The organism is Yoonia vestfoldensis DSM 16212 (assembly GCF_000382265.1).
GTDB classification, from domain to species: Bacteria; Pseudomonadota; Alphaproteobacteria; order Rhodobacterales; family Rhodobacteraceae; genus Yoonia; species Yoonia vestfoldensis.
In genome coordinates, this window is record NZ_KB907973.1 from 39,113 (window position 1) to 62,085 (window position 22,973).

Here is a 22,973-nt window from a genome sequence, read left to right on the forward strand (position 1 = left end):
ATGGCTCGTTCCGTCTGGAAAGGCCCGTTCGTCGACGCCTATGTCTTGAAAAAGGCAGAAGCAACGCGCGAAAGCGGCCGCAACGAAGTGATCAAGATCTGGTCGCGTCGTTCCACTATCCTGCCTCAGTTCGTTGGCCTGACCTTTGCGGTCTACAACGGCAAGAAGCACATCCCTGTCAACGTCACGGAAGACATGATCGGTCAGAAGTTCGGTGAATATTCGCCGACACGGACCTATTACGGTCACGCCGCCGACAAAAAAGCGAAGCGGAAATAAGCCATGAGCAAGGATAAGAATCCCCGCCGCGTGGCCGATAATGAAGCAATGGCAAAACTGCGCATGCTTCGGACCTCCCCGCAGAAACTGAACCTCGTGGCAGCGCTGATCCGTGGCAAGAAAGTCGAAAAGGCCCTGCAGGACCTGACTTTCTCCAAAAAGCGGATCTCGGACGATGTGAAGAAATGTCTTCAGTCGGCCATCGCCAACGCCGAAAACAACCACAACCTGGATGTTGACGCGCTGGTCGTGGCAGAGGCTTACGTCGGCAAGAACCTGATCATGAAGCGGGGCCGCCCCCGGGCGCGTGGCCGTTTCGGCAAGATCGTCAAGCCGTTTTCAGAACTGACCATCAAGGTGCGTCAAGTTGAGGAGCAATCATAATGGGTAACAAAGTAAACCCTATCGGGATGCGTCTTCAGGTCAACCGCACCTGGGACAGCCGCTGGTTCGCGAACACCAAGGAATATGGTGATCTGCTGCTGGAAGACCTGAAGATCAAGGCGTTCATCCGCAAGGAATGTGCGCAGTCCGGCATCAGCCGCGTGATCATCGAACGTCCGCACAAAAAGTGCCGCGTCACGATCCACGCCGCACGCCCCGGTGTGATCATCGGCAAGAAAGGTGCGGACATCGAAGGTCTGCGTCAGAAGCTGGCGAACCTGACCAAGTCGGAACTGCACCTCAACATCGTTGAAGTCCGCAAGCCCGAACTGGACGCAGCGCTGGTCGCTGAATCCATCGGTCAGCAGCTCGAACGCCGGGTGTCTTTCCGTCGTGCGATGAAACGTGCTGTGCAGAACGCGATGCGCATGGGCGCCCTGGGGATCCGGGTCAACCTTGCCGGTCGTCTGGGTGGTGCCGAAATCGCGCGGACCGAATGGTACCGTGAAGGTCGCGTGCCGCTGCACACATTGCGTGCGGACATCGACTATGCGCTTTATGAAGCCATGACGCCCTATGGCATCATCGGCATCAAGGTCTTCATCTACAAAGGTGAGATCATGGAGCATGACCCGCAAGGCCACGACCGTAAACATGCCGAGCTTCAGGAAGGCGCCATCCCGCGCGGTCCTGGCGGCCCGCGTCGCGACAGGTAAGGAGTAGAGAAGATGCTGCAACCAAAGCGCACGAAACACCGCAAGCTGCACAAAGGCCGGATTCGTGGTGAAGCAAAGGGCGGGTCTGACCTGAACTTTGGCACCTATGGCCTGAAAGCGACCGAGCCAGAGCGGATCACCGCACGCCAGATCGAAGCGGCACGCCGCGCCATGACCCGTCATATGAAGCGTCAGGGCCGCGTCTGGATCCGGATTTTCCCGGATCTGCCCGTGACCTCCAAGCCCATCGAAGTGCGTATGGGTAAGGGTAAGGGTTCGATCGACTTCTGGGCATGCAAGGTCAAACCCGGCCGCGTGATGTTCGAAATCGACGGCGTCAGCGAAGAAATCGCCCGCGAGGCCCTGCGCCTTGCAGCGATGAAGCTGCCGATCAAGACACGCACCGTGGTCCGCGAGGATTGGTAAGTCGGGGTTAACCCCGACCTACGGGTCGATTGAAATGGAAAAGCCCCTGCCGAGAGATCGGCGGGGGCTTTTTTCTGGCCTTGCGTTTCTGATCACGCGTGCTGATCCGCTTTTGCCGTCAGGTGCGCGACGCGAACTGTGATTTCACGAAATTCGCGCGGGTCCGGGTGAATACTTCGAGCAGCCGCTGATCGTTGCGGCACAGATCCTCGATCTGTTGTGCAAAGGCAGTTTCGGATTGCCCATAGAACGCCTTGGCGGCGCGGTCGGCTTCGGCGTTTCGGGTTGTCTCTCGCATACTCATTACTCCTTTCCGCGACGCTATCGCGGTGCAATACGGTGATTGTTGGGCCAGAATGCGTTTTCTGCCAAAAGCGTAATGTCGCGTTGACCCCATGGGCAAGATTTTATGTCATCCCCACGCATAATTGAAACTGACGCTGATCCGCTCTTCCTCCTCGGCCATGTTCATCGGCACCTCGTGGCGCAGCCAGCTTTCCCACAACAGAACGTCGCCGACGGCGGGCGACACATAGACGAACTGGCGCAATTCCTCGCGGGCGGTTTTCTGGCGGGGCGGGGCGGCCATCATCATGGCAAGGCGCGGGTCCTCGAACTTGATCGCGCTGGCGCCTTCGGGCATGGCCACATAGGTCGTGCCGCTGATCACCGAATGGGGGTGGATATGCCCGGTGTGGATACCGCCGGGCGGCAGGATGTTGATCCAGATATCTTCCAGCTTGAGCGTCTTGTCGCCGAGGTCGAACTCCAGATCCTGCGCAAAGGCCGCGACATGTTTGTCCAGCACGGCGACCAAATCCTTGAAGATCGGGAACCGCCAGGGCAGGTCGGTCAATGATGCATAGGACGTATAGCCGGGATAGCCCTGTTCCTCGCACCATTGCTGCCCGGCCTCGTCATCATCAGCGATGACAAGGCAGGAGTTTTCCAGTTCGGCCGGGTCAACCGCCCCGTGGGCGGACAGATGGGCGTGATAGAGACGGGTGGCGAACAGCGATTTTACATTGGTCATGGACTCGTCATATCCAGTTTCCATGCAACGGTATAGTGCCGCTTGGCGCAGAGGTTAGCGATAAGGCGAACCACTGCCTTACAAGGGGTTGCTTTATCGGGGAATGGGGGCTAAACGGCGCACTTCTACCCCCACTCCACCAGGAATCGGGTAACGCTTTGCGCGGCCTGCTGGTGATGTTGAAAAGGAAAAATGGCATGGATGCCAAAGAACTGCGGGCGAAATCGCCCGATCAGCTCCGTGATGAGCTGGTCAAACTGAAAAAAGAATCGTTCAACCTGCGCTTTCAGCAGGCCACGGGCCAGCTCGAAAATACGGCAGCGTTCCGTGCGGCGCGCCGGAATGCGGCCCGCGTCAAAACCATCCTGAACGAAAAGGCCGCTGCTGCGGCATCGGAGGCTTAAGAATATGCCTAAGCGTATCCTTCAAGGTGTTGTCACAAGCAACCAGAACGCCCAGACCGTGACCGTCCAGGTCGAGCGTCGCTTCAAGCACCCTTTGCTGCAAAAAACCGTCCGCAAGTCCAAGAAATACCGGGCTCACGACGAAAACAACGCCTTCAACGTCGGTGACACGGTACGCATTCAGGAATGTGCACCGAAATCGAAAACCAAACGCTGGGAGGTTATTGCTTCTTAAGCAGTAACACCCGGTTCAATGAAACCCTGGGGCGCCGGTCGGAAATCGGCAAATCCCCAAAGGTCGGAGAAACCAAATGATCCAGATGCAGACCAATCTGGATGTAGCTGACAACAGCGGCGCCCGCCGTGTTCAGTGCATCAAGGTTCTGGGTGGTTCCCACCGCCGTTACGCGAGTGTCGGTGACATTATCGTCGTATCGGTGAAGGAAGCCATTCCACGCGGTCGCGTGAAAAAGGGCGATGTCCGCAAGGCCGTTGTCGTACGCACCGCCAAAGAAGTGTTCCGCGAAGATGGCACCGCCATCCGCTTTGACAGCAATGCCGCTGTCATCCTCAACAACAACAACGAGCCCATCGGCACCCGTATCTTCGGGCCAGTTGTTCGCGAGCTGCGCGCAAAGAACTTCATGAAAATCATCTCGCTTGCTCCGGAGGTGCTGTAACCATGGCTGCGAAACTCCGCAAAGGCGACGACGTCATCGTTCTGGCCGGCAAAGACAAAGGCATGAAGGGCACGATCAGTGCCGTTGATCCAAAGTCCGGCAAGGCCGTTGTTGATGGTATCAACATGGCGATCCGTCACCAGAAACAATCCCAGACCAGCCAAGGTGGCCGCACACCAAAAGCGATGCCGATCCAGCTGTCGAACCTGGCGATCGTTGACAAGAATGGCAAACCGACCCGCGTTGGTTTCCGCATGGACGGCGAAAACAAGGTGCGTTTCGCAAAGACGACAGGGGATGTGATCTGATGCTTGACGCTGCAAACTACACCCCCCGCCTGAAGGCTGAATATATCTCCAAGATTCGCGCGGCGATGAAGGAAGAATTCGGCTACAAGAACGACATGCAGATCCCGCGTCTGGACAAGATCGTCCTGAACATCGGCTGCGGCGCAGAAGCTGTCCGTGACAGCAAGAAAGCCAAATCCGCACAGGAAGACCTGACCACCATCGCCGGCCAAAAGGCGATGACCACGAAGGCGAAGAAATCCATCGCCGGTTTCCGTGTGCGTGAAGAAATGCCGCTGGGCGCAAAAGTGACCCTGCGCGGTGACCGGATGTATGAATTCCTTGATCGCCTGATCACGGTCGCCATGCCCCGTATCCGCGACTTCCGTGGTGTCTCCGGCAAATCCTTTGACGGTCGCGGCAACTATGCCACCGGCCTGAAGGAACATATCGTGTTCCCCGAAATCAACTTCGACAAGATCGATGAGATGTGGGGAATGGACATCGTTATCTGCACCACAGCGAACACTGACGCTGAAGCAAAGGCATTGTTGAAGCTCTTCAACATGCCATTCAACAGCTAAGCGTTAGGGAGATTTGACAAATGGCTAAGAAATCCATGATCGAGCGCGAGAAGAAGCGCGAAAAGCTGGTGGCACAGTATGCTGGAAAGCGTGCCGCGCTGAAGGCAATCATCAACGACCAGTCCAAGCCGGTCGAAGAGCGATTCAAGGCGACCTTGCAGCTTGCAAAACTGCCGCGCAATTCGTCGGCTGTGCGTCTGCACAACCGTTGCCAGCTCACCGGGCGTCCACACGCCTATTACCGCAAACTCAAGATCAGCCGGATCGCGCTGCGGAACCTTGGTTCCAATGGCGAAATCCCCGGCATGGTCAAGTCGAGCTGGTAAGGAGAATTTGATATGAACGATCCTATCGGTGATATGCTGACACGCATCCGTAACGGTCAGATGCGCGGCAAGGCTTCGGTGGAAACACCGGCGTCGAAACTGCGCGCCTGGGTGTTGGACGTGCTGGTCGCAGAAGGCTACATCCGCGGTTATGCAAAGAAGGACGGCAAAGACGGCCATCCTGCTTTCAACATCGAGCTGAAGTATTACGAAGGCACACCAGTCATTCGCGAAGTGAAGCGGGTCTCCAAGCCCGGTCGTCGCGTGTATCTGGGCGCCAATGACCTCCCATCCGTCCGTCAGGGCCTGGGTGTGTCGATTGTCTCCACCTCCAAGGGTGTGATGACGGACGCGAACGCACGGGCTGCCAAAATCGGCGGCGAAGTGCTTTGCACAGTGTTCTAAGGGGAAAACATGTCTCGTATTGGTAAAAAACCGGTTGAGCTGCCCTCTGGCGTCACTGCGTCGGTGTCCGGTCAGACCGTGGAAGTCAAAGGCCCGAAGGGCACCCGCAGCTTCAAGGCAACCGACGATGTCACCATCACCGTGGATGGCAATGTCGTTTCCGTGAAACCACGTGGCACGTCCAAGCGGGCGCGCCAGCAGTGGGGCATGTCGCGCAGCCAGGTCGAAAACTTGGTGACCGGCGTGACCACCGGTTTCAAGAAAGAGCTTGAGATCAGCGGTGTGGGCTATCGTGCCACGATGCAGGGCAACACCCTGAAACTGGCATTGGGCTATAGCCATGATGTGAATTTCGAAGTGCCAGAGGGCGTCACCGTGACAGCCCCGAAGCAGACCGAAATCATCGTGGAAGGGATCGACCAGCAGCTTGTTGGCCAGGTCGCGGCGAATATCCGTGAATGGCGCAAACCTGAGCCTTACAAAGGCAAGGGCATCAAGTACAAAGGCGAATTCATCTTCCGCAAAGAAGGCAAGAAGAAGTAAGGAACGCACAAATGGCAAACAGCAAAAGAACACTGTTTCTGAAGCGCCGTATGCGCGTTCGGAACAAACTGCGCGGCGTGACCGCCAACCAGGGGCGTGCGCGTCTTTCGGTACACCGCAGCAACAAGAACATCAGCGTCCAGCTGATCGACGATGTGAACGGCGTGACGCTTGCGTCCGCGTCGACGCTCGAAAAAGATCTGGGCGTTGTCGGCAAGAACAATGTCGAAGCCGCTGCCAAGGTAGGTGCTGCAATCGCAGAACGCGCCAAGGCTGCCGGAATCGAACAGGCCTATTTCGACCGTGGCGGTTTTCTGTTCCACGGCAAGATCAAGGCCCTTGCAGATGCAGCCCGCGAAGCCGGGTTGAAGATCTAAAGTGGCGGTGCGCAGGAATGCGCACCCTACCAACACTGCAGGGTGGGCCTTTGGCGCACCCTCGATGATCCGGCTTCGACCGCGATTGGACAACGCCCTCGGGCAAGAAGATAAGGACGCCAGATATGGCAGAACGTGACAACAATCGGGGTGGCAACCGTCGCCCCCGCGAAGAACAAGCACCCGAGTTTGCCGACCGCCTGGTCGCCATCAACCGCGTGTCCAAGACCGTCAAGGGTGGTAAGCGTTTTGGCTTTGCCGCACTCGTCGTCGTCGGTGACCAGAAAGGCCGCGTCGGTTTCGGCAAAGGCAAAGCCAAGGAAGTCCCCGAAGCGATCCGCAAGGCGACCGAACAGGCGAAACGCCAGATGATCCGCGTCGCCCTGCGTGACGGCCGCACCCTGCACCACGACATCGAAGGCCGCCATGGCGCTGGCCGCGTCGTGATGCGCACAGCCCCTGCCGGTACCGGTATCATCGCGGGTGGTCCAATGCGCGCCGTGTTCGAGATGCTGGGCGTGCAGGACGTCGTGTCCAAATCGATCGGTTCGCAGAACCCTTACAACATGATCCGCGCCACGATGGACGGCCTGCAAAAAGAGCAGTCGCCGCGCAACGTGGCTCAGCGTCGCGGCAAGAAAGTCGCTGACATTCTGCCCAAGCGGGAAGATGCAGCCGACACATCCGCACAAGTCGCCGAGGAGGCTTAAACCATGGCAAAAACGATCGTCGTCAAGCAGATCGGCTCCCCGATCCGCCGCCCCGAGAAACAGCGCGCCACGCTGATCGGTCTGGGCCTGAACAAGATGAACCGCACCCGCGAACTGGAAGACACACCTTCCGTGCGCGGCATGGTCAACAGCATTCCCCACCTCGTCGAGATCATCGAAGAGCGCGGGTAAGCGAAAGATAGGGTGGATTACGATCCACCTTACGAAATTGAAAACGCCCTCGGGAAACCGGGGGCGTTTTTTGTTTGTCGGATCGTTTCGAAGACTCTACCTAACCGCAGATCGTCCCGTCCGTGTCGCTGTACCGTATGCCGATCTGGACGGGGCGCCCGTTGCGCAGGCAAACCTCTACGTCCAGACGGATGATCGCACCGAAAGCGAGCAGTGATTCAATCTCGGCGTCGCGGGGCCCGGGTTTGTAAACGACCTGCATCCGGGCCCGTGTCTGGAAATCATCAAAAAAAGGATCGGTTTCGTCGCCATCCTGTCTGATGTCGAACCGGTGGTAATTCGCGCGGTCTTGCTGGAGGATCGCTGCCAGATCCTCCAACCGTTCGCCGTTGGAATTGACCATATCGTCGGTCACGATTTCGGCGCGATAACCAAAGCTCCCATCGCTCTGGATCGCAGATGTGGCGAGGCCGACAGACATGAGCAAGGCGCTAATCATGGCAAGGGTCGCAGTTCAAGCTGGTGTAGGCTGTTGGTATCATGCGCGGGAATGTAGCGCCTTTGCCTTGGTTGTGAAGAGTTTCCACATTTTGTTGAACATCTACCTGCCACTGCGCAAAGCATTCCTGCGCGTGCTTTCTTGACCTGCCCCACCCCCCCGTCTATACGCCGCAAGTCGGCACCACTGGACCGACTCGATTTTAACGCCGTGTTTGGCCGCTCCCGTCGCTGGGGGCCAGTTCCGGCAAGAGGAGAAGCGACATGAAACTGAATGAACTTTCCGACAACCCAGGCGCCACCCAGCGTAAGAAACGGATCGGCCGTGGTCCCGGTTCCGGCATGGGTAAGACCGGTGGCCGTGGTATCAAGGGTCAGAAATCCCGCTCGGGCGTGGCGATCAAGGGCTACGAGGGCGGCCAGATGCCACTCTATCAGCGTCTGCCCAAGCGTGGCTTCAACAAGCCGAACCGCAAGGCATTCTCGGTCGTCAATCTGGGTCTGATCCAGAAATTCATCGACGAAGGCAAGATCGACATCAAGGCCGACATCACCGAAGACGCGCTGATCGCGTCCGGTCTGGTCCGTCGCAAGAAAGACGGCATTCGTGTTCTGGCAAAGGGTGAATTCAAATCCAAAGCCACGATCACCGTCACCGGCGCGTCGCAGGGTGCTGTCGATGCCGTGGCCAAGGCCGGCGGCACATTGACCGTCACAACCCCGGCAGCGGCAGAGTAAGACCTTGTGAGCGGCGACACCGTCGCTTAGATGATCTTGCAAGTTTTCCCAAACGCCGCTGATCGGGGAACCGGTCAGCGGCGTTTATCATGAAAAGAGACCCACATGGCTTCTGCAGCAGAGCAAATGGCAGCCAACGTCAGTTGGAGCGCCTTCGGCAAAGCAACTGAACTGCGCCAACGCATCCTCTTCACGATCGGTCTGTTGATGATCTATCGTCTGGGCACCTTCATCCCGGTTCCCGGGATCGACGGCATCGCCCTGCAGCAATTCATGGAAGACGCGCAGGCGGGCATCGGCGGCATCCTGTCGATGTTCACCGGCGGCGCGCTGTCGCGGATGGCGATCTTCACGCTGGGCATCATGCCATACATTTCGGCGTCGATCGTCATGCAGCTGCTTGGGTCCATGTGGGAGCCGCTGAAAAACCTCAAGAAAGAGGGCGAGGCAGGTCGCCGCAAGCTGAACCAATACACCCGCTATGGCACCGTGGTGCTGGCGACGGCTCAGGCTTACGGTCTTGCTGTCAGTCTGGAAGCGGGCGGTCTGGCCTCTGACCCCGGGTTCTTTTTCCGTGCGTCCTGCGTGATCACCATCGTCGGCGGCACCATGTTCCTGATGTGGCTGGGCGAACAGATCACGGCGCGCGGCATCGGCAACGGTATTTCGCTGATCATCTTCGTTGGTATCATCGCCGAAATTCCGTCCGCCTTGGCGCAATTCCTGAGCCAAGGTCGCACCGGCGCGATCAGCCCCTTCGTTATCGTGGGCATCCTGCTGATGGTGATCGTCGTGTTGACCTTCGTGGTGTTCATGGAACGGTCGCTGCGCAAGATCCATATCCAGTATCCCCGCCAGCAACGCGGCATGAAAATCTATGACGGGTCGTCCAGCCACCTGCCAATCAAGGTAAACCCAGCCGGCGTCATCCCGGCGATCTTTGCTTCGGCGCTGTTGCTGCTGCCGACGACGATCAGCACTTTCAGCGGCGGGTCAAGCGGGCCTGTCATGTCGACCATTCTGGCGCTGTTCGGCCCCGGCCAGCCGCTATACCTGATCTTCTTTGGCGGCATGATCGTGTTCTTCACCTATTTCTACACCCGTGAAGTCGCCTTCAAGACCGAGGACGTCGCCGAAAACCTCAAGAACCAGAACGGTTTCATCCCTGGCATCCGCCCCGGCAAACGCACCGAGGAATATCTCGACTATGTTTTGACGCGTATTCTGGTGCTTGGGTCCGGCTATCTTGCGCTGGTTGCCTTGCTGCCCGAAATCATCCGCGCCGAACTGTCGATCCCGTTCTATTTCGGCGGGACATCGGTGCTGATCATCGTGTCGGTGGGCATGGATACGATCCAGCAGGTGCAGTCGCATCTTGTGGCGCATCAATATGAGGGCCTGATCGAAAAATCGCAGTTGCGCGGCAAACGCAGCACCACCAAGAAAAAAGGCCCGTCGCGGCGATGAACATCATTCTGCTTGGCCCACCGGGCGCTGGCAAAGGGACGCAGGCCCGCAAGCTGGTAGACGAACGACACATGATCCAGCTCAGCACGGGTGACATGCTGCGCGCCGCCCGCACAAGTGGCACGGACATGGGCCACAAGGTGGCCGCGGTCATGGACCGTGGCGAACTGGTGACGGACGAGATCGTGATCGGCCTGATCCGCGAACAGCTGGAAACGGCTGGCGATCACGGCGGTTTCATCTTTGACGGTTTCCCCCGCACACTGGCGCAGGCCGATGCCTTGGGCGAACTGCTGGCCGAGATGGGGCAGAGCCTCGACCATGCGATCGAATTGCAGGTCAATGATGACGTGCTGGTCCAGCGGATCCTCGGACGTGCCGCCGAGATGGTTGCGGCAGGCGGTCAGGCGCGCGCTGACGATAACGAGGACAGTCTCAAGACCAGGCTTTTGGCCTATTACAAGCAAACCAGCCCGCTGATCGGTTATTATCACGCCAAGGGCGATCTGATTTCCGTCGATGGATTGGCCAGCGTGGATGAAGTCGCGGCAAGCATCGCCAAGGCGCTGGATTGATCGCAGCGGTCTATTGACGATGGCGGCTTTGCCCCCTAAACAGCGCCATCCCGCAAGGGAATCAATGCGCAGGTGCGGGGTCGCGCCCTTCATCCTGCGGCTTACCTGATATGACGCAGCCCGGCGCCTTATGGTCCGGGCTTCCGTTGTGAAAAAAGGGTCTGGCATCACGGACCCGCAACGAAAAGGAATTGCACACGTGGCACGTATTGCCGGCGTAAACATCCCGACTGCAAAGCGGGTTCCAATCGCCCTCACCTATATCACCGGAATTGGCCCTGCCATTGCCGAACAGATCTGCGAAGCGACCAACATCGACCGCGCACGCCGCGTGAACCAGCTGTCGGACGCAGAGATCCTGACGATCCGCGAATTCATCGACGCGAACCTCACCGTCGAAGGTGACCTGCGCCGTGAAACCCAGATGAACATCAAGCGCCTGATGGACCTTGGCTGCTACCGTGGCCTGCGTCACCGTCGCAACCTGCCGGTGCGTGGTCAGCGGACCCACACCAATGCGCGCACACGCAAGGGCCCTGCAAAGGCCATTGCCGGCAAGAAGAAATAAGGGGACCTGACAGATGGCACGCGATACCAAACGCACCAAAAAGAAGGTTTCCAAGAACATCGCCGCTGGCGTTGCTCATGTGAATTCTTCGTTCAACAACACCAAGATCCTGATCTCCGACGTGCAGGGCAATGCGATCGCATGGTCGTCCGCTGGCACGATGGGCTTCAAAGGGTCGCGGAAATCCACGCCTTACGCTGCCCAGATGGCTGCCGAGGATGCGGGCAAGAAAGCACAGGACCACGGCGTCAAGACGCTCGAAGTTGAAGTGCAGGGTCCCGGTTCCGGCCGCGAATCAGCCTTGCGTGCGCTGGCTGCTGTCGGCTTCAACATCACCTCGATCCGTGATGTGACCCCGATGGCGCACAACGGCTGCCGCCCGCCAAAGCGCCGCCGCGTCTGAACCACTCCGAACGCATTGGGGTCGTGCATCTTTTTGCACGGCCCCAATCCGTCATTTTGAAACCTCGGGCGTTTGCCTTTTTGGACATGAAGGCAAACAAGGATGGAGGGACATATGATCCACAAAAATTGGGCTGAACTGATTAAGCCGATGCAGTTGGACGTCAAGCCGGGCAATGACCCGATGCGTCAGGCGACCATGGTCGCCGAACCGCTGGAACGCGGCTTTGGTCTGACACTTGGCAACGCGCTGCGTCGCATCCTGATGTCGTCGCTGCAGGGTGCCGCAATCACCGCCGTGCAGATCGACAACGTGCTGCATGAATTTTCGTCCGTGTCGGGCGTGCGTGAAGACGTCACCGACATCGTGCTGAACCTCAAGGGTGTCGCCATCCGTATGGAAGTCGAAGGCCCCAAGCGTCTGTCCGTGCAGGCCAAAGGGCCAGGTGTGGTGACCGCCGCCGATATTTCGGAAACGGCCGGAATCGAAATCCTGAACAAGGACCATGTGATCTGCCACCTTGACGATGGTGCCGATCTCTACATGGAACTGACCGTGAACACCGGCAAAGGTTACGTTGCCGCTGACAAGAACAAGCCAGAAGACGCCCCCATCGGCATGATCGCCATCGACGCGATCTATTCGCCGGTGAAAAAGGTGTCCTATGACGTGCAGCCGACCCGCGAAGGTCAGGTGCTCGATTATGACAAGCTGACGATGAAGGTGGAAACCGACGGGTCGCTGTCGCCTGACGATGCTGTGGCCTATGCCGCGCGCATCCTGCAGGACCAGCTGTCGATCTTCGTCAACTTCGACGAGCCTGAATCGGCCTCTGCCGGTTCCGATGACGACGGGCTGGAATTCAACCCGCTGCTGCTCAAGAAAGTGGACGAGCTGGAACTGTCGGTGCGTTCGGCCAACTGCCTCAAGAACGACAACATCGTTTATATCGGCGATCTGATCCAGAAAACCGAAGCCGAAATGCTGCGCACCCCGAACTTTGGCCGCAAATCCTTGAACGAAATCAAGGAAGTGCTGTCGGGTATGGGTCTGCACCTTGGTATGGACGTCGAGGATTGGCCGCCAGACAACATCGAAGATCTGGCCAAGAAGTTCGAGGACCAGTTTTAACTGGCCTTCGTCCCGGGCCTGACCCGGGACCTCGCACAACCTGATGAGGCCCCGGAACACGTCCGGGGCGCGTCACCTCGAAATGCCCACGCATGTGGGGACGACCCCGGGCAATCCCGCCCCAATAATACGGCTGGCACGCATCAGACCGTTGGACAAAGTATAAACCTTTAGGAGACTTCAAATGCGTCACGCAAGCGGCTACCGCAAGCTGAACCGGACCCACGAACACCGCAAGGCGATGTTCGCCAACATGGCAGGGGCCCTGATTGAACACGAGCAGATCAAGACGACCCTGCCCAAGGCCAAAGAACTGCGCCGTATCGTCGAAAAGCTGGTCACCCTTGGCAAGCGCGGCGATCTGCATGCCCGCCGTCAGGCTGATGCCCAGCTCAAGCAGGACATCCACACAGCCAAGCTGTTCGAAATCATCGGCCCACGTTATGCCGAACGTCAGGGCGGTTACATCCGCATCATGAAGGCCGGTTTCCGCTATGGCGACATGGCCCCGATGGCGATCATCGAATTCGTTGACCGCGACGTGAATGCCAAGGGCGCGGCCGACAAGGCCCGTCTGGCCGAGTTCGAAGCGCTGGAAGATTAATTCAGCCTTCACGACCCAAGCTTTGCAAAGCCCTGCCACACTGGCGGGGCTTTCGCTTTTTCCCGATAGGCCTATCATCCGCCCATGCCTGACCTGTTCGACAGCGCCCCGAAGAATGCCCCTGCTGGCCCCCGCCCGCTGGCCGACCGGCTGCGCCCGAAACACCTGTCAGAGGTGATCGGCCAGCAACAGGTGCTTGGCCCCGATGCGCCGCTGGGGACGATGCTTGCGTCGGGGTCATTGTCGTCGCTGGTGTTCTGGGGGCCGCCGGGTGTCGGCAAGACGACCATCGCGCGGTTGCTGGCGGATGAAACCGACCTGCATTTCGTCCAGATCAGCGCGATTTTCACCGGCGTGCCGGAATTGCGCAAGGTGTTCGAGGCCGCCAAGATGCGCCGGCAGAACGGCAAGGGCACGCTGCTCTTCGTCGATGAAATCCACCGTTTCAACAAGGCACAACAGGACGGTTTCCTGCCCTATATGGAAGACGGGACCATCCTGCTGGTGGGTGCAACCACCGAAAACCCCAGTTTCGAACTGAACGCCGCATTACTGAGCCGTGCGCAGGTGTTCATCCTGACCCGCCTGACGCTGGCTGATCTTGAACTGCTCGCCCAACGTGCCGAAAAGGAACTGGGCCGCGCGCTGCCGCTGGACGGAAACGCCCGCGAGGCGTTGCTGGACATGGCCGATGGCGATGGCCGCGCGCTGCTCAATCTGATCGAACAGGTGGCGGCGTGGAAAACCGATGCGAAACTGACGCGCGACGACCTGACCAAACGGTTGATGAAACGTGCGGTGAAATACGACAAGTCGGGTGATGAGCATTATAACCTGATTTCAGCGTTGCATAAATCCGTGCGCGGATCGGACCCCGATGCAGCACTCTACTGGTTCGCGCGCATGCTGGCCGGGGGCGAGGACCCGCGCTATCTGGCCCGCCGCATCACGCGGATGGCGGTCGAGGATATCGGCCTTGCTGACCCGCAGGCGCAGGCGGTGTGTTTGCAGTCGTGGGAAACCTATGAACGGCTGGGCTCGCCCGAAGGCGAACTGGCTTTGGCGCAGGCTGTGACGTACCTCGCGCTCGCGCCGAAATCGAATGCGGCTTATGTCGCCTACAAGGCCGCGATGGCCGCGGCAAAACAGACAGGGTCGGAACCGCCGCCCGCGCATATCATGAACGCGCCGACCAAGCTGATGAAGGAACAGGGGTTCGGGGCGGGCTATGCCTATGACCACGATGCCGAGGACGGGTTCAGCGGCCAGAATTATTTCCCCGAAACGATGAAGCGCGGCATTTATTACCTGCCCGTGGATCGCGGGTTTGAACGTGAGCTGAAGAAACGCGTCGATTTCTTTGCCGGATTGCGCGCCAAGCGGGGCAAGAATTGACTTCCCCGCGCCAAAAGGCGAAGGCAGGCCGATGATGACACCTGTGATCTCCGTGGCTCTTGGGGGCGCTTTCGGCTCTGTGCTGCGCTATCTGGTCGGATCGGTCGTGGCCTTTCCGATGGGCACGCTTGCGGTGAATGTCGCGGGGTCTTTTGCCATCGGGCTGGTCTGGGTCTTGCTGGCCGCGCGCGGGTTGCAGGGCTGGGCGCCTTTCGTGATGACGGGCGTTCTGGGCGGGTTCACGACGTTTTCGGCCTTCTCGCTCGACACCATCCGGCTGGTCGAGGCGGGGCGCGTCGTGGCTGCGGGCGGCTATGTGCTTGCCTCGGTGGTTTTATCAATTGCGGCCTGCGGATTGGGCCTGTGGCTTGCCAAAGGAATGACGACATGAGCGGTGTACACACCAGAACCATCGGCCCCGACGACGGCGACCAGCGGCTGGACCGCTATCTGCGCCGCCTGTTTCCACATCTGACCCAAGGCCGCATCGAAAAGCTGTGCCGCAAGGGCGAATTGCGTGTCGATGGCGGGCGGGTCAAAACCAGCACGCGGCTGGAAGTCGGCCAGAAAATCCGCATCCCGCCCTTGCCGACCGAGGAAGAGGCTGCCGCCGCATCGGCCCTTGCCCGCCACGGCGTGACCAAGGCCGATGCCAAGCTGATCCAGTCCTGCGTGATCTACAAGGACGACCATATCATCGCAATCAACAAGCCGCACGGGTTGGCGACGCAGGGCGGCACCAACACCACCCGCCACGTCGATGGCATGGCCGAGGCGCTGATGTTCGGTTACGACGAAAAACCGCGTCTGGTCCACCGGCTTGACCGTGATACATCCGGCGTGCTGCTGCTGGCGCGGACGCGGATGATGGCCAAGCAACTGACCGAGAACCTCAAGCATCGCGAGACGCGCAAGATTTACTGGGCCGCTGTCGCCGGTGTGCCGCATCCGCGCGCGGGCACGATCAAATACGGTCTGGTCAAGGCCCCCGGCCACGGCAAGGGCGGCGAGAATGAAAAGATGCGCTGCGTGCATCCCAACGACATCGCCAGCACCGAAGGCGCGAAACGTGCGGCATCCGATTATGCCGTAATGGATACACTGGCCAGCCGTGCCGCGTGGTGTGCGCTGGTGCCGGTCACGGGCCGCACACATCAATTGCGCGCACATATGGCCGAGATCGGGCATCCGATCATCGGGGATGGCAAATATGGCGGGTCGGGGCAGGAAAACCTCGGCGATGGCTGGGGTGCCAGCATGGGAAGCGAGATCGGGCGCAAGATGCATTTGCACGCCCGCAGCCTGACCATCGAACATCCCGCGACCGGCAAGACGCTTCATATCACCGCCGACCTGCCAGAGCATATGCAGAACACATGGGATTTCGTGGGGTGGGTCGTCGGCCACGCCCCCGTCGATCCGTTCAACATGCCAGATGAGTGATCTGCGCCTTGTGATCTTCGACGTGGATGGCACGCTGGTCGACAGCCAGGCCGAAATCGTCGCCGCGATGACCGCCGCCTTTGCCGCCGAAGGTCTGGTGCTGCCTGACCGCAAACAACTGTTGTCGATTGTCGGGCTGTCGCTGGATGTCGCCATGGCGCGGCTGTGCCCCGACGAGGCGCTGGACAGGCACCCCCGTCTCGTGCAGGCGTACAAAAATGCCTATATGGACCTGCGCGGTGCGGATGGGCAGGGCGAGCTGAGCCCGCTTTACCCCGGCGCGCGTGCGGCGCTGTACGCACTGGCCGGGCAGGACAATACCTTGCTGGCCGTGGCGACCGGTAAATCGCGGCGCGGTCTGGACAAGATGCTGGAAAAACACGGGCTGCGGGGTTTGTTCCATAGCGAACAGGTCGCCGACGACCATCCTTCCAAACCGAATCCGTCCATGATTTTGACCGCGCTCAATGAGACAGGCACCGATGCCCGCGCCGCCGTGATGATCGGCGATACGACCTATGACATGGACATGGGGCGCGCCGCTGGCGTGCGCACGATCGGGGTGTCCTGGGGCTATCATGATGCAGACAGCCTGCGCCCTGATGTGCTGATTGACAGTTTCGACCACCTTTTGCCCGCTATCGACCAACTGACCGGACCAAAACCATGACCGACTGGAAACCGAAACGATTCTGGAAAGCCGCGACGCCGGAGGCCTGCGAGGGCGGATTCACCGTCACTTTGGACGGCCGATTGGTGAAAACACCGGCAAAGGCCGCATTGGTCGTGCCGACCCTGCCAATGGCCGAGGCGGTCGCGGCGGAATGGGATGCGCAGACCGGGCTTGTTGATCCGCGGACCATGCCGGTGACGCGCAGCGCCAATGCGGCAATCGACAAGGTCCGCACCCAGCGCACCGAGGTGATCGGCCTGTTGTCCGAATACGGCGGCACCGATCTGCTGTGCTATCGCGCACCTGCGCCGGACGGCCTGGTTCTGCGCCAGCGGCAGGCATGGGACCCGCTGCTGCATTGGGCGACGGACACATTGGGCGTGACTTTGGCGGTGGGCGAGGGGGTCATGCATGTCCCGCAACCCGATGAAAGCCTTGCGGTCTTGCAAAGCGAACTCGACAGGATGGACGATTTCCGTCTGGCAGCCGCACATGATCTGATCAGCTTGTCCGGATCATTGATTCTGGCGCTTGCCGTGATGCGTGACCATCTGGACGCGGCGCGCGCATGGGACATTTCGCGCATCGACGAAGACTGGCAGATCGCCCAATGGGGGGCCGACGAAGACGCAACTGCTGCCGCTGCGATCAAGCGCGCTGCATTCCTGCACGCCGAACGATTCTTTCATCTGTCGCGGTCATGAACCGATGGAGCACATATCTGTGCATTTGTCCCGAAGATTGCCTGTTTTCAAAGCATTTGCGCAGCGGTTGCTGCGAGTTTTGCTTGACCCCATGGCGTTTCATCGGACAATCTACGCAAACTCGCACAAGGGCGTCGCCTTTGTAAAAGTCGCTACCTTGAAAGAGGTGGTATAAAAATTGGCTGCCGTACTTAACGGTGGAAACTCAGGAAGAGGTAAAAATGACAAAAACCGTATTTATCGGCGCGCTGGCCGTCGCTGGCTTGACCGCCGGTATCGCATCCGCACAAACGCTTAACGACGTTCAAGAGCGTGGGACCCTGCGGTGCGGCTCGAACGAAGGTCTGGCTGGCTTCGCTGCTCCCGATGCGAACGGCAACTGGGAAGGTTTCGACGTGGCCCTGTGCCGTGCGATCGCTGCCGCCGTGCTGGGTGATGGTCAGGCCGTCGAATTCGTGCCGCTGACCAGCCAGACCCGCTTTACCGCGCTGGCCGCTGGCGAAGTCGACGTTCTCGTCCGCAACTCGACCTGGACCTTCACACGCGACACCGACCTTGCGCTGGATTTCCCGGCCATCAACTACTACGACGGTCAGGGCTTCATGGTCCCGCGCGCGCTGGGTGTGTCTTCGGCAACCGAACTCGACGGCGCGACCGTCTGCATCCAGACAGGCACCACGACCGAACTGAACCTCGCCGACTACTTCCGCGCCAACGGCCTGAACTACGAACCAGTGCCCGTTGCAACCAACGCCGAAGGCCAGCAGCAGTATCTTGCCGGTGCCTGTGACGTCTACACGACAGACATCTCCGGTCTGGCCGCGACTCGTGCAACCTTCGAGGCCCCTGGCGATCACGTCATTCTGCCGGAAGTCGTTTCCAAAGAACCACTGGGCCCCGCAGTGCGCCACGGTGACAATGACTGGGGCGATATTGTCCGTTGGACGACGCATGCGCTGATCGCTGCTGAAGAGTATGGCGTGACACAGGCGAACGTTGCCGAACTGGCCGCAGCACCTACCGACAACCCGGAAGTTAACCGCTTGCTGGGCACCGAAGGTGAACTCGGCGCAATGATTGGTCTGTCGGCAGACTGGGCCGTGCAAGCGATTTCCGTCGGCGGCAACTACGGCGAGATCTTTGAGGCAAACATCGGTGAATCCACCGCTGTGGGTCTGGCACGTGGTCTGAACGCACAGTGGACCGAAGGCGGCCTGATGTACGGTGGCCCGTTCCGTTAATCGCTGATCGTTTTGGGGTCCGGCTTTGATCGGGCCCCTTACATCATTCAATAAACCGACATTCTGACTTTTGGTGGACAAGATATTTCTTGCCCCCCTGTTGTTGTATCCAGATCGAGGGCTGCGCATGGCGGACATTTCTGATCAACCGCGCGAGACATTCCGCATAAGCATGCTGCTTTATGATGCGCGGTACAGGTCGATGACCATTCAGGTGGTCGCCGCCATGCTGATCATGTTATTTCTGGCGCAACTGGTCGACAATACTGTCACCAACCTGGCCGCATTGGGCAAGGACATCAGTTTCAGCTTTCTGGGGTCCACCGCTGGCTATGATATCAATCAGCAACTGATCCCCTTCACATCCCAAGACACCCATGCCCGCGCCGCCTTGGTCGGCATTCTGAATACCCTGCTTGTCGCGGTACTGGGCTGCATTCTGGCCACGATCATTGGCGTTTTTGCGGGGGTTCTGCGCCTGTCGTCCAACTGGCTCGTCGCGCGGGTGATGACGGTTTACGTCGAATGCATGCGTAACACGCCACTGCTGATCTGGATTCTGATCGTGTTCGCCGTGATGACCGAGGCAACGCCGCAGCCGCGCGACTTTCAGGAAGGCGGCACCGCGTCGATGATCCTGTGGGACAGCGTCGCGATTTCTAATCGCGGTGTTTTCATGCCGCTGCCGATCTGGGGCGAAGGGTCCGGCATCGTCGTTGCGATATTCATCCTGTCGATCATTGGCATTTTTGTGCTGCGCTATGTTGCGCGCAAACGGCAGGAAGACACAGGCCAGCAATTGCCCGTGCTGCCGTTGTCGCTTGCGCTGTTCATCCTGCCTGTCACGCTGGCGTTCTTTGCGCTGGGCCGTCCGATCTCGCTGGATTATCCTGTGCTGGGCGGGTTCAATTTTCAGGGCGGCTTGCAGGTGCGCAATTCGTTCATCGCGCTTTGGCTAGCGTTGTCGCTGTATACGTCAGCTTTCATCGCGGAAATCGTCAGGTCGGGTATTCTTGCCGTGTCCAAAGGCCAGACCGAGGCGGCCTTTGCGCTGGGCATGCAGCCGAACCGTACGATGCAACTGATCATTCTGCCGCAGGCGCTGCGCGTCATCATCCCGCCGCTGATTTCGCAATTCCTGAACCTGACCAAGAACTCGTCGCTGGCACTGGCCGTGGGGTATATGGATGCGCGGTCCACATTGGGCGGCATCACCGTCAACCAGACCGGGCGGGAATTGGAAGGCATCCTGCTTTTGGGGATATTCTATCTGATCACCAGCCTGATCATTTCATCGGCCATGAATTTCTATAATTCCGGCGTCAAGCTGAAGGAGCGCTGAGATGAGCGGAACACCAAAAGTCGCCTACGTCCGCAGCGACATGTTGCCTGAAGCGCCACCACCACCGGGCCAAGCCGGCCCGATCAAGTGGCTGCGCGAAAACCTGTTCGCCGGATGGTTCAATTCGGCAATGACGATCCTTGCGATCTATGTCGTGTGGTCGGTCCTGTCGGGCACCTTGCCTTGGGTCTTCAACGGCATCTGGGACGCGGGATCGTTGACCGAATGTCGCGAAATCCGCAATGCACGCGGACTGGACAGCGCGGCCTGCTGGGCCGTGGTGAACGAACGCTGGTTGCAGATGCTGTTCGGTTTCTATCCGACCGACGACCCGCTGCTCGCGCGCCTGTTCTATGCGGACGAACTGGCTGCGGCCGGTGGCGCGGAAATGGTATTTGGCGGCGGCTTCAACGCCACACAGCAGGTCGCATTCATTTCGGCGATGAAAGACGAGATCAGCAATGCCGCGATCTTTTTCTTTGGCTACTGGCGGCCGCTGCTGGCCTTGGCATTGCTTGTCCCTGCGATCGCACCTGTCTTGTATTCAAATCTGCCGCGCAGTCTGCTGATCTTTTCGCTGATCTATCCGTTCGTCGCGTTCTTCCTGCTTTGGGGCGGGTCGGTGTGGCTGCCGACGCTGGTGGCGCTGGGCCTTCTGGCGACGATCATGGCGGGGCGTTATGCTGCTGCCTTTGTCGGCAGCCTTGGCGGCTTTTTCGTGTCACTGATTGTCTTTCTGGCGATCTTCATGAACCCGCTCGGCGTGGTCGGCATCGACGGGCTGTTCCCGTTGCTTCCGCAGCTGAACGGCGAATTGACCGACGCGATCCCCTTGGGTCTGCCTTTCATCGCATCGCAGAATTTTGGTGGTTTCATGCTGGCGATCATCATCGGGACATCGGGGATCGTGCTGTCGCTGCCGCTGGGTATCGCGCTGGCGCTGGGGCGCCAATCGTCGATGCCGTTGATCAAATGGGTCTGCGTGTCCTTCATCGAGGTCATCCGCGGCGTGCCGTTGATCGTGTGGCTCTTCACAGCCTCGACCTTGCTGAACTATTTCCTGCCGCCTGGTACCGAATTCGATCTGCTGTTGCGGGTGATCATCATGGTGACCTTGTTCGCCTCTGCCTATCTGGCCGAGGTGGTGCGCGGCGGTCTGGCGGCCTTGCCCAAGGGGCAATACGAGGCGGCGGATTCTTTGGGGCTGGATTACTGGAAATCCATGCGCCTGATCATTCTGCCGCAGGCTCTGAAGATCTCGATCCCCGGTATTGTGAACACCTTCATCGGTTTGTTCAAGGATACCACGCTGGTCGTGTTCATCGGTCTGCGTGACCCGCTTGGCCTGACCAACGCGATCCGCGCGACCAGTGAATGGAATGGCATCTACTGGGAACTCTATATCTTTGTGGGGGCACTGTTCTTCATGTTCTGCTTCTTCATGTCCCGTTATTCAATGTATCTGGAGCGTCGTCTCCGGACCGACCACCGCTGAGGAGAGAGAGCATCATGGCCCAAGCTGACACGGATATCGCCGGGACAACCCGGATCGCCGCGAATGTCTCTGACGAGGTGGCAATCGAAATCCACAACATGAACAAGTGGTACGGGACGTTCCACGTGCTGCGCGACATCGACCTGACGGTGCAGCGTGGCGAACGGATTGTCATCGCCGGACCGTCGGGGTCAGGCAAGTCGACGCTGATCCGGTGTATCAACGCGCTGGAAGAACATCAGAAAGGCAAGATCACCGTGGATGGCACGGTGCTGTCGTCCGATCTGAAGAACGTCGACCGCATCCGGTCCGAGGTCGGGATGGTGTTTCAGCATTTCAACCTGTTCCCGCATCTGACCATTCTGGAAAACTGCACTTTGGCCCCAATCTGGGTGCGCAAGATCCCCAAGCGTGAAGCCGAAGAGATCGCGATGCATTTCCTGACCAAGGTCAAGATCCCCGAACAGGCGCTCAAATATCCCGGCCAGTTGTCCGGCGGTCAGCAGCAGCGAGTTGCAATTGCACGGTCGCTGTGTATGCGCCCGCGGATCATGCTGTTCGACGAACCGACATCGGCGCTAGACCCTGAAATGATCAAGGAAGTGCTTGATACGATGGTCAGTCTGGCCGAGGACGGCATGACGATGTTGTGCGTCACGCACGAGATGGGCTTTGCCCGTCAGGTGGCGAACCGCGTGATCTTCATGGATCAGGGTCAGATCGTCGAACAGAACGAACCCGAAGAGTTCTTCAACAATCCAAAGTCCGAACGGACGAAGCTGTTCCTGAGCCAGATCCTCGGGCATTGAAGAAAAACTTTTGGCCTCCGGCGGGGATATTTAGGCTCTGAAGACGGGCAGGTCGCCGGGGGTTCTGAAGGCTTTGCAGGTCCCGCTGTGGCGGGCTGCATTGCCCCAGTCCGCGATGTCGAAGGCGATCACGCAGGTAGCGCCGGTCGGATAATCGCCAAAACGCGGATGCGCGGGGCGCCGTCCGATCATCCCGTCGGCGAACATGGCGATGCCCGGATTATGCCCGATCATCGCGATGCAGTGGGCTGTCTGTCTGCGCAGCACATCCAGCATCGTGTCGGGGCTGGCGTGATAGAGCCCCGGCACAAGTTGCAGCACGGGCGCAGGGGCCAGATGTGGCAGGATCAGCGCGGCTGTTTCCTGCGTGCGCGCGGCATCGGAACACAGCACGACATCGGGCACGTGCCCTTCCGACGCCAGCCAAGCGCCGATAGCAGGTGCCGCCGCGCGGCCCCGGTCGTTCAGTACGCGTGCGTGATCGTCGGCAAAAGGATCGTCCCAGCTGGATTTCGCATGGCGGATCAGGATCAGCATCAGG

At 59.3% G+C, this 22,973-nt stretch carries 35 protein-coding genes; 31 read left to right on the plus strand and 4 right to left on the minus strand.

The window, feature by feature from the left end; genetic code table 11:
• Genes rpsS through rplP form a run of 4 tightly spaced genes read left to right on the plus strand, consistent with a single transcriptional unit; the run spans position 1 to position 1,805 of the window.
• Complete coding sequence (rpsS, locus tag H147_RS0100230; RefSeq protein ID WP_007206609.1) at positions 1–279, plus strand: 30S ribosomal protein S19; 279 nt, start codon at positions 1–3, stop codon at positions 277–279.
• 3 nt (positions 280–282) lie between these two features.
• On the plus strand, positions 283–663 hold the full coding sequence (gene rplV / locus H147_RS0100235; RefSeq protein ID WP_007206610.1) for a 50S ribosomal protein L22: 381 nt from the start codon (positions 283–285) through the stop codon (positions 661–663).
• Complete coding sequence (rpsC, locus tag H147_RS0100240) at positions 663–1,379, plus strand: 30S ribosomal protein S3 (protein ID WP_019953313.1); 717 nt, start codon at positions 663–665, stop codon at positions 1,377–1,379. Before rplV ends, rpsC begins: the two co-directional genes overlap by 1 nt.
• A 12-nt stretch (positions 1,380–1,391) precedes the next feature.
• Positions 1,392–1,805 (plus strand): 50S ribosomal protein L16, encoded by a 414-nt coding sequence (rplP, locus tag H147_RS0100245; protein ID WP_007206612.1) that lies wholly within the window; start codon positions 1,392–1,394, stop codon positions 1,803–1,805.
• Between the two features lie 118 nt (positions 1,806–1,923).
• Here rplP and H147_RS0100250 read toward each other — a convergent pair whose 3' ends face one another.
• On the minus strand, positions 1,924–2,103 hold the full coding sequence (locus H147_RS0100250; protein WP_019953314.1) for a hypothetical protein: 180 nt from the start codon (positions 2,101–2,103) through the stop codon (positions 1,924–1,926).
• Positions 2,104–2,217: 114 nt separating this feature from the next.
• Complete coding sequence (locus H147_RS0100255; protein WP_026352116.1) at positions 2,218–2,838, minus strand: 2OG-Fe(II) oxygenase family protein; 621 nt, start codon at positions 2,836–2,838, stop codon at positions 2,218–2,220.
• Positions 2,839–3,035: 197 nt separating this feature from the next.
• On the opposite strand from H147_RS0100255, the gene rpmC reads away from it, so the two are divergent.
• The 11 genes from rpmC to rpmD all read left to right on the plus strand — a co-directional run bounded on the left by rpmC (position 3,036) and on the right by rpmD (position 7,346).
• On the plus strand, positions 3,036–3,242 hold the full coding sequence (gene rpmC / locus H147_RS0100260; protein ID WP_026352117.1) for a 50S ribosomal protein L29: 207 nt from the start codon (positions 3,036–3,038) through the stop codon (positions 3,240–3,242).
• 4 nt (positions 3,243–3,246) lie between these two features.
• Positions 3,247–3,477, plus strand: a complete 231-nt coding sequence (gene rpsQ / locus H147_RS0100265; protein ID WP_019953317.1) for a 30S ribosomal protein S17 — start codon at positions 3,247–3,249, stop codon at positions 3,475–3,477.
• Positions 3,478–3,553: 76 nt separating this feature from the next.
• Positions 3,554–3,922, plus strand: a complete 369-nt coding sequence (gene rplN, locus H147_RS0100270) for a 50S ribosomal protein L14 (protein WP_019953318.1) — start codon at positions 3,554–3,556, stop codon at positions 3,920–3,922.
• Between the two features lie 2 nt (positions 3,923–3,924).
• A complete protein-coding gene (gene rplX, locus H147_RS0100275; protein ID WP_019953319.1) occupies positions 3,925–4,230 on the plus strand; it encodes a 50S ribosomal protein L24 in 306 nt (101 codons plus the stop codon).
• Positions 4,230–4,793 (plus strand): 50S ribosomal protein L5, encoded by a 564-nt coding sequence (rplE, locus tag H147_RS0100280; RefSeq protein WP_019953320.1) that lies wholly within the window; start codon positions 4,230–4,232, stop codon positions 4,791–4,793. The genes rplX and rplE overlap by 1 nt, the downstream gene beginning before the upstream one ends.
• 20 nt (positions 4,794–4,813) lie before the next feature.
• Entirely contained in the window at positions 4,814–5,119 is a 306-nt protein-coding gene (rpsN, locus tag H147_RS0100285; protein WP_026352118.1) for a 30S ribosomal protein S14, read from the plus strand.
• 12 nt (positions 5,120–5,131) lie between these two features.
• Positions 5,132–5,524 carry a 30S ribosomal protein S8 gene (rpsH, locus tag H147_RS0100290; protein WP_019953322.1) on the plus strand — a complete coding sequence of 131 codons (393 nt, stop codon included), beginning with the start codon at positions 5,132–5,134 and terminating at the stop codon, positions 5,522–5,524.
• Positions 5,525–5,533: 9 nt separating this feature from the next.
• A complete protein-coding gene (gene rplF, locus H147_RS0100295) occupies positions 5,534–6,067 on the plus strand; it encodes a 50S ribosomal protein L6 (protein ID WP_019953323.1) in 534 nt (177 codons plus the stop codon).
• Positions 6,068–6,078: 11 nt separating this feature from the next.
• Positions 6,079–6,444, plus strand: coding sequence for a 50S ribosomal protein L18 (rplR, locus tag H147_RS0100300; RefSeq protein WP_019953324.1), 366 nt, complete (start codon positions 6,079–6,081; stop codon positions 6,442–6,444).
• Between the two features lie 125 nt (positions 6,445–6,569).
• The gene (gene rpsE / locus H147_RS0100305) at positions 6,570–7,154 is read left to right on the plus strand and encodes a 30S ribosomal protein S5 (protein WP_019953325.1); all 585 of its coding nucleotides are present in this window, start codon (positions 6,570–6,572) and stop codon (positions 7,152–7,154) included.
• 3 nt (positions 7,155–7,157) lie between these two features.
• On the plus strand, positions 7,158–7,346 hold the full coding sequence (gene rpmD, locus H147_RS0100310; RefSeq protein ID WP_019953326.1) for a 50S ribosomal protein L30: 189 nt from the start codon (positions 7,158–7,160) through the stop codon (positions 7,344–7,346).
• 100 nt (positions 7,347–7,446) lie between these two features.
• Here rpmD and H147_RS20195 read toward each other — a convergent pair whose 3' ends face one another.
• Positions 7,447–7,827, minus strand: coding sequence for a hypothetical protein (locus H147_RS20195; RefSeq protein ID WP_019953327.1), 381 nt, complete (start codon positions 7,825–7,827; stop codon positions 7,447–7,449).
• Positions 7,828–8,108: 281 nt separating this feature from the next.
• Here H147_RS20195 and rplO point away from each other — a divergent pair, with 281 nt between their 5' ends.
• The 16 genes from rplO (at position 8,109) to H147_RS0100395 (ending at position 22,432) form a co-directional block, all read left to right on the plus strand.
• Positions 8,109–8,582 (plus strand): 50S ribosomal protein L15, encoded by a 474-nt coding sequence (rplO, locus tag H147_RS0100320; protein WP_019953328.1) that lies wholly within the window; start codon positions 8,109–8,111, stop codon positions 8,580–8,582.
• Between the two features lie 105 nt (positions 8,583–8,687).
• The gene (gene secY, locus H147_RS0100325) at positions 8,688–10,049 is read left to right on the plus strand and encodes a preprotein translocase subunit SecY (RefSeq protein ID WP_110570877.1); all 1,362 of its coding nucleotides are present in this window, start codon (positions 8,688–8,690) and stop codon (positions 10,047–10,049) included.
• A complete protein-coding gene (locus H147_RS0100330; RefSeq protein ID WP_019953330.1) occupies positions 10,046–10,624 on the plus strand; it encodes an adenylate kinase in 579 nt (192 codons plus the stop codon). The genes secY and H147_RS0100330 overlap by 4 nt, the downstream gene beginning before the upstream one ends.
• 199 nt (positions 10,625–10,823) lie before the next feature.
• Positions 10,824–11,192 (plus strand): 30S ribosomal protein S13, encoded by a 369-nt coding sequence (rpsM, locus tag H147_RS0100335; RefSeq protein ID WP_026352119.1) that lies wholly within the window; start codon positions 10,824–10,826, stop codon positions 11,190–11,192.
• 13 nt (positions 11,193–11,205) lie between these two features.
• Complete coding sequence (gene rpsK, locus H147_RS0100340) at positions 11,206–11,595, plus strand: 30S ribosomal protein S11 (protein WP_019953332.1); 390 nt, start codon at positions 11,206–11,208, stop codon at positions 11,593–11,595.
• A gap of 114 nt (positions 11,596–11,709) precedes the next feature.
• Positions 11,710–12,726 (plus strand): DNA-directed RNA polymerase subunit alpha, encoded by a 1,017-nt coding sequence (locus tag H147_RS0100345; RefSeq protein ID WP_019953333.1) that lies wholly within the window; start codon positions 11,710–11,712, stop codon positions 12,724–12,726.
• Between the two features lie 184 nt (positions 12,727–12,910).
• Positions 12,911–13,330 carry a 50S ribosomal protein L17 gene (gene rplQ / locus H147_RS0100350; RefSeq protein WP_019953334.1) on the plus strand — a complete coding sequence of 140 codons (420 nt, stop codon included), beginning with the start codon at positions 12,911–12,913 and terminating at the stop codon, positions 13,328–13,330.
• An 84-nt stretch (positions 13,331–13,414) separates the two neighbouring features.
• Positions 13,415–14,725: a replication-associated recombination protein A gene (locus H147_RS0100355; protein WP_019953335.1), complete on the plus strand. Its 1,311-nt coding sequence runs from the start codon at positions 13,415–13,417 to the stop codon at positions 14,723–14,725.
• A 31-nt stretch (positions 14,726–14,756) separates the two neighbouring features.
• A complete protein-coding gene (gene crcB, locus H147_RS0100360; protein ID WP_019953336.1) occupies positions 14,757–15,116 on the plus strand; it encodes a fluoride efflux transporter CrcB in 360 nt (119 codons plus the stop codon).
• A complete protein-coding gene (locus H147_RS0100365; protein ID WP_019953337.1) occupies positions 15,113–16,168 on the plus strand; it encodes an RluA family pseudouridine synthase in 1,056 nt (351 codons plus the stop codon). Before crcB ends, H147_RS0100365 begins: the two co-directional genes overlap by 4 nt.
• A complete protein-coding gene (locus H147_RS0100370; RefSeq protein WP_019953338.1) occupies positions 16,161–16,838 on the plus strand; it encodes an HAD-IA family hydrolase in 678 nt (225 codons plus the stop codon). Before H147_RS0100365 ends, H147_RS0100370 begins: the two co-directional genes overlap by 8 nt.
• Positions 16,835–17,545 carry an ATP12 family chaperone protein gene (locus H147_RS0100375; protein WP_019953339.1) on the plus strand — a complete coding sequence of 237 codons (711 nt, stop codon included), beginning with the start codon at positions 16,835–16,837 and terminating at the stop codon, positions 17,543–17,545. The genes H147_RS0100370 and H147_RS0100375 overlap by 4 nt, the downstream gene beginning before the upstream one ends.
• Before the next feature lie 221 nt (positions 17,546–17,766).
• Positions 17,767–18,786 (plus strand): amino acid ABC transporter substrate-binding protein, encoded by a 1,020-nt coding sequence (locus H147_RS0100380; protein WP_019953340.1) that lies wholly within the window; start codon positions 17,767–17,769, stop codon positions 18,784–18,786.
• A gap of 127 nt (positions 18,787–18,913) precedes the next feature.
• On the plus strand, positions 18,914–20,128 hold the full coding sequence (locus H147_RS0100385; protein ID WP_019953341.1) for an amino acid ABC transporter permease: 1,215 nt from the start codon (positions 18,914–18,916) through the stop codon (positions 20,126–20,128).
• A 1-nt stretch (position 20,129) separates the two neighbouring features.
• A complete protein-coding gene (locus H147_RS0100390) occupies positions 20,130–21,623 on the plus strand; it encodes an amino acid ABC transporter permease (RefSeq protein WP_019953342.1) in 1,494 nt (497 codons plus the stop codon).
• Positions 21,624–21,637: 14 nt separating this feature from the next.
• Positions 21,638–22,432: an amino acid ABC transporter ATP-binding protein gene (locus tag H147_RS0100395; protein ID WP_019953343.1), complete on the plus strand. Its 795-nt coding sequence runs from the start codon at positions 21,638–21,640 to the stop codon at positions 22,430–22,432.
• 30 nt (positions 22,433–22,462) lie between these two features.
• On the opposite strand, the gene H147_RS0100400 is transcribed toward H147_RS0100395, so the two are convergent.
• A complete protein-coding gene (locus tag H147_RS0100400) occupies positions 22,463–22,969 on the minus strand; it encodes a SixA phosphatase family protein (protein WP_019953344.1) in 507 nt (168 codons plus the stop codon).
• Between the last annotated feature and the right edge of the window lie 4 nt (positions 22,970–22,973).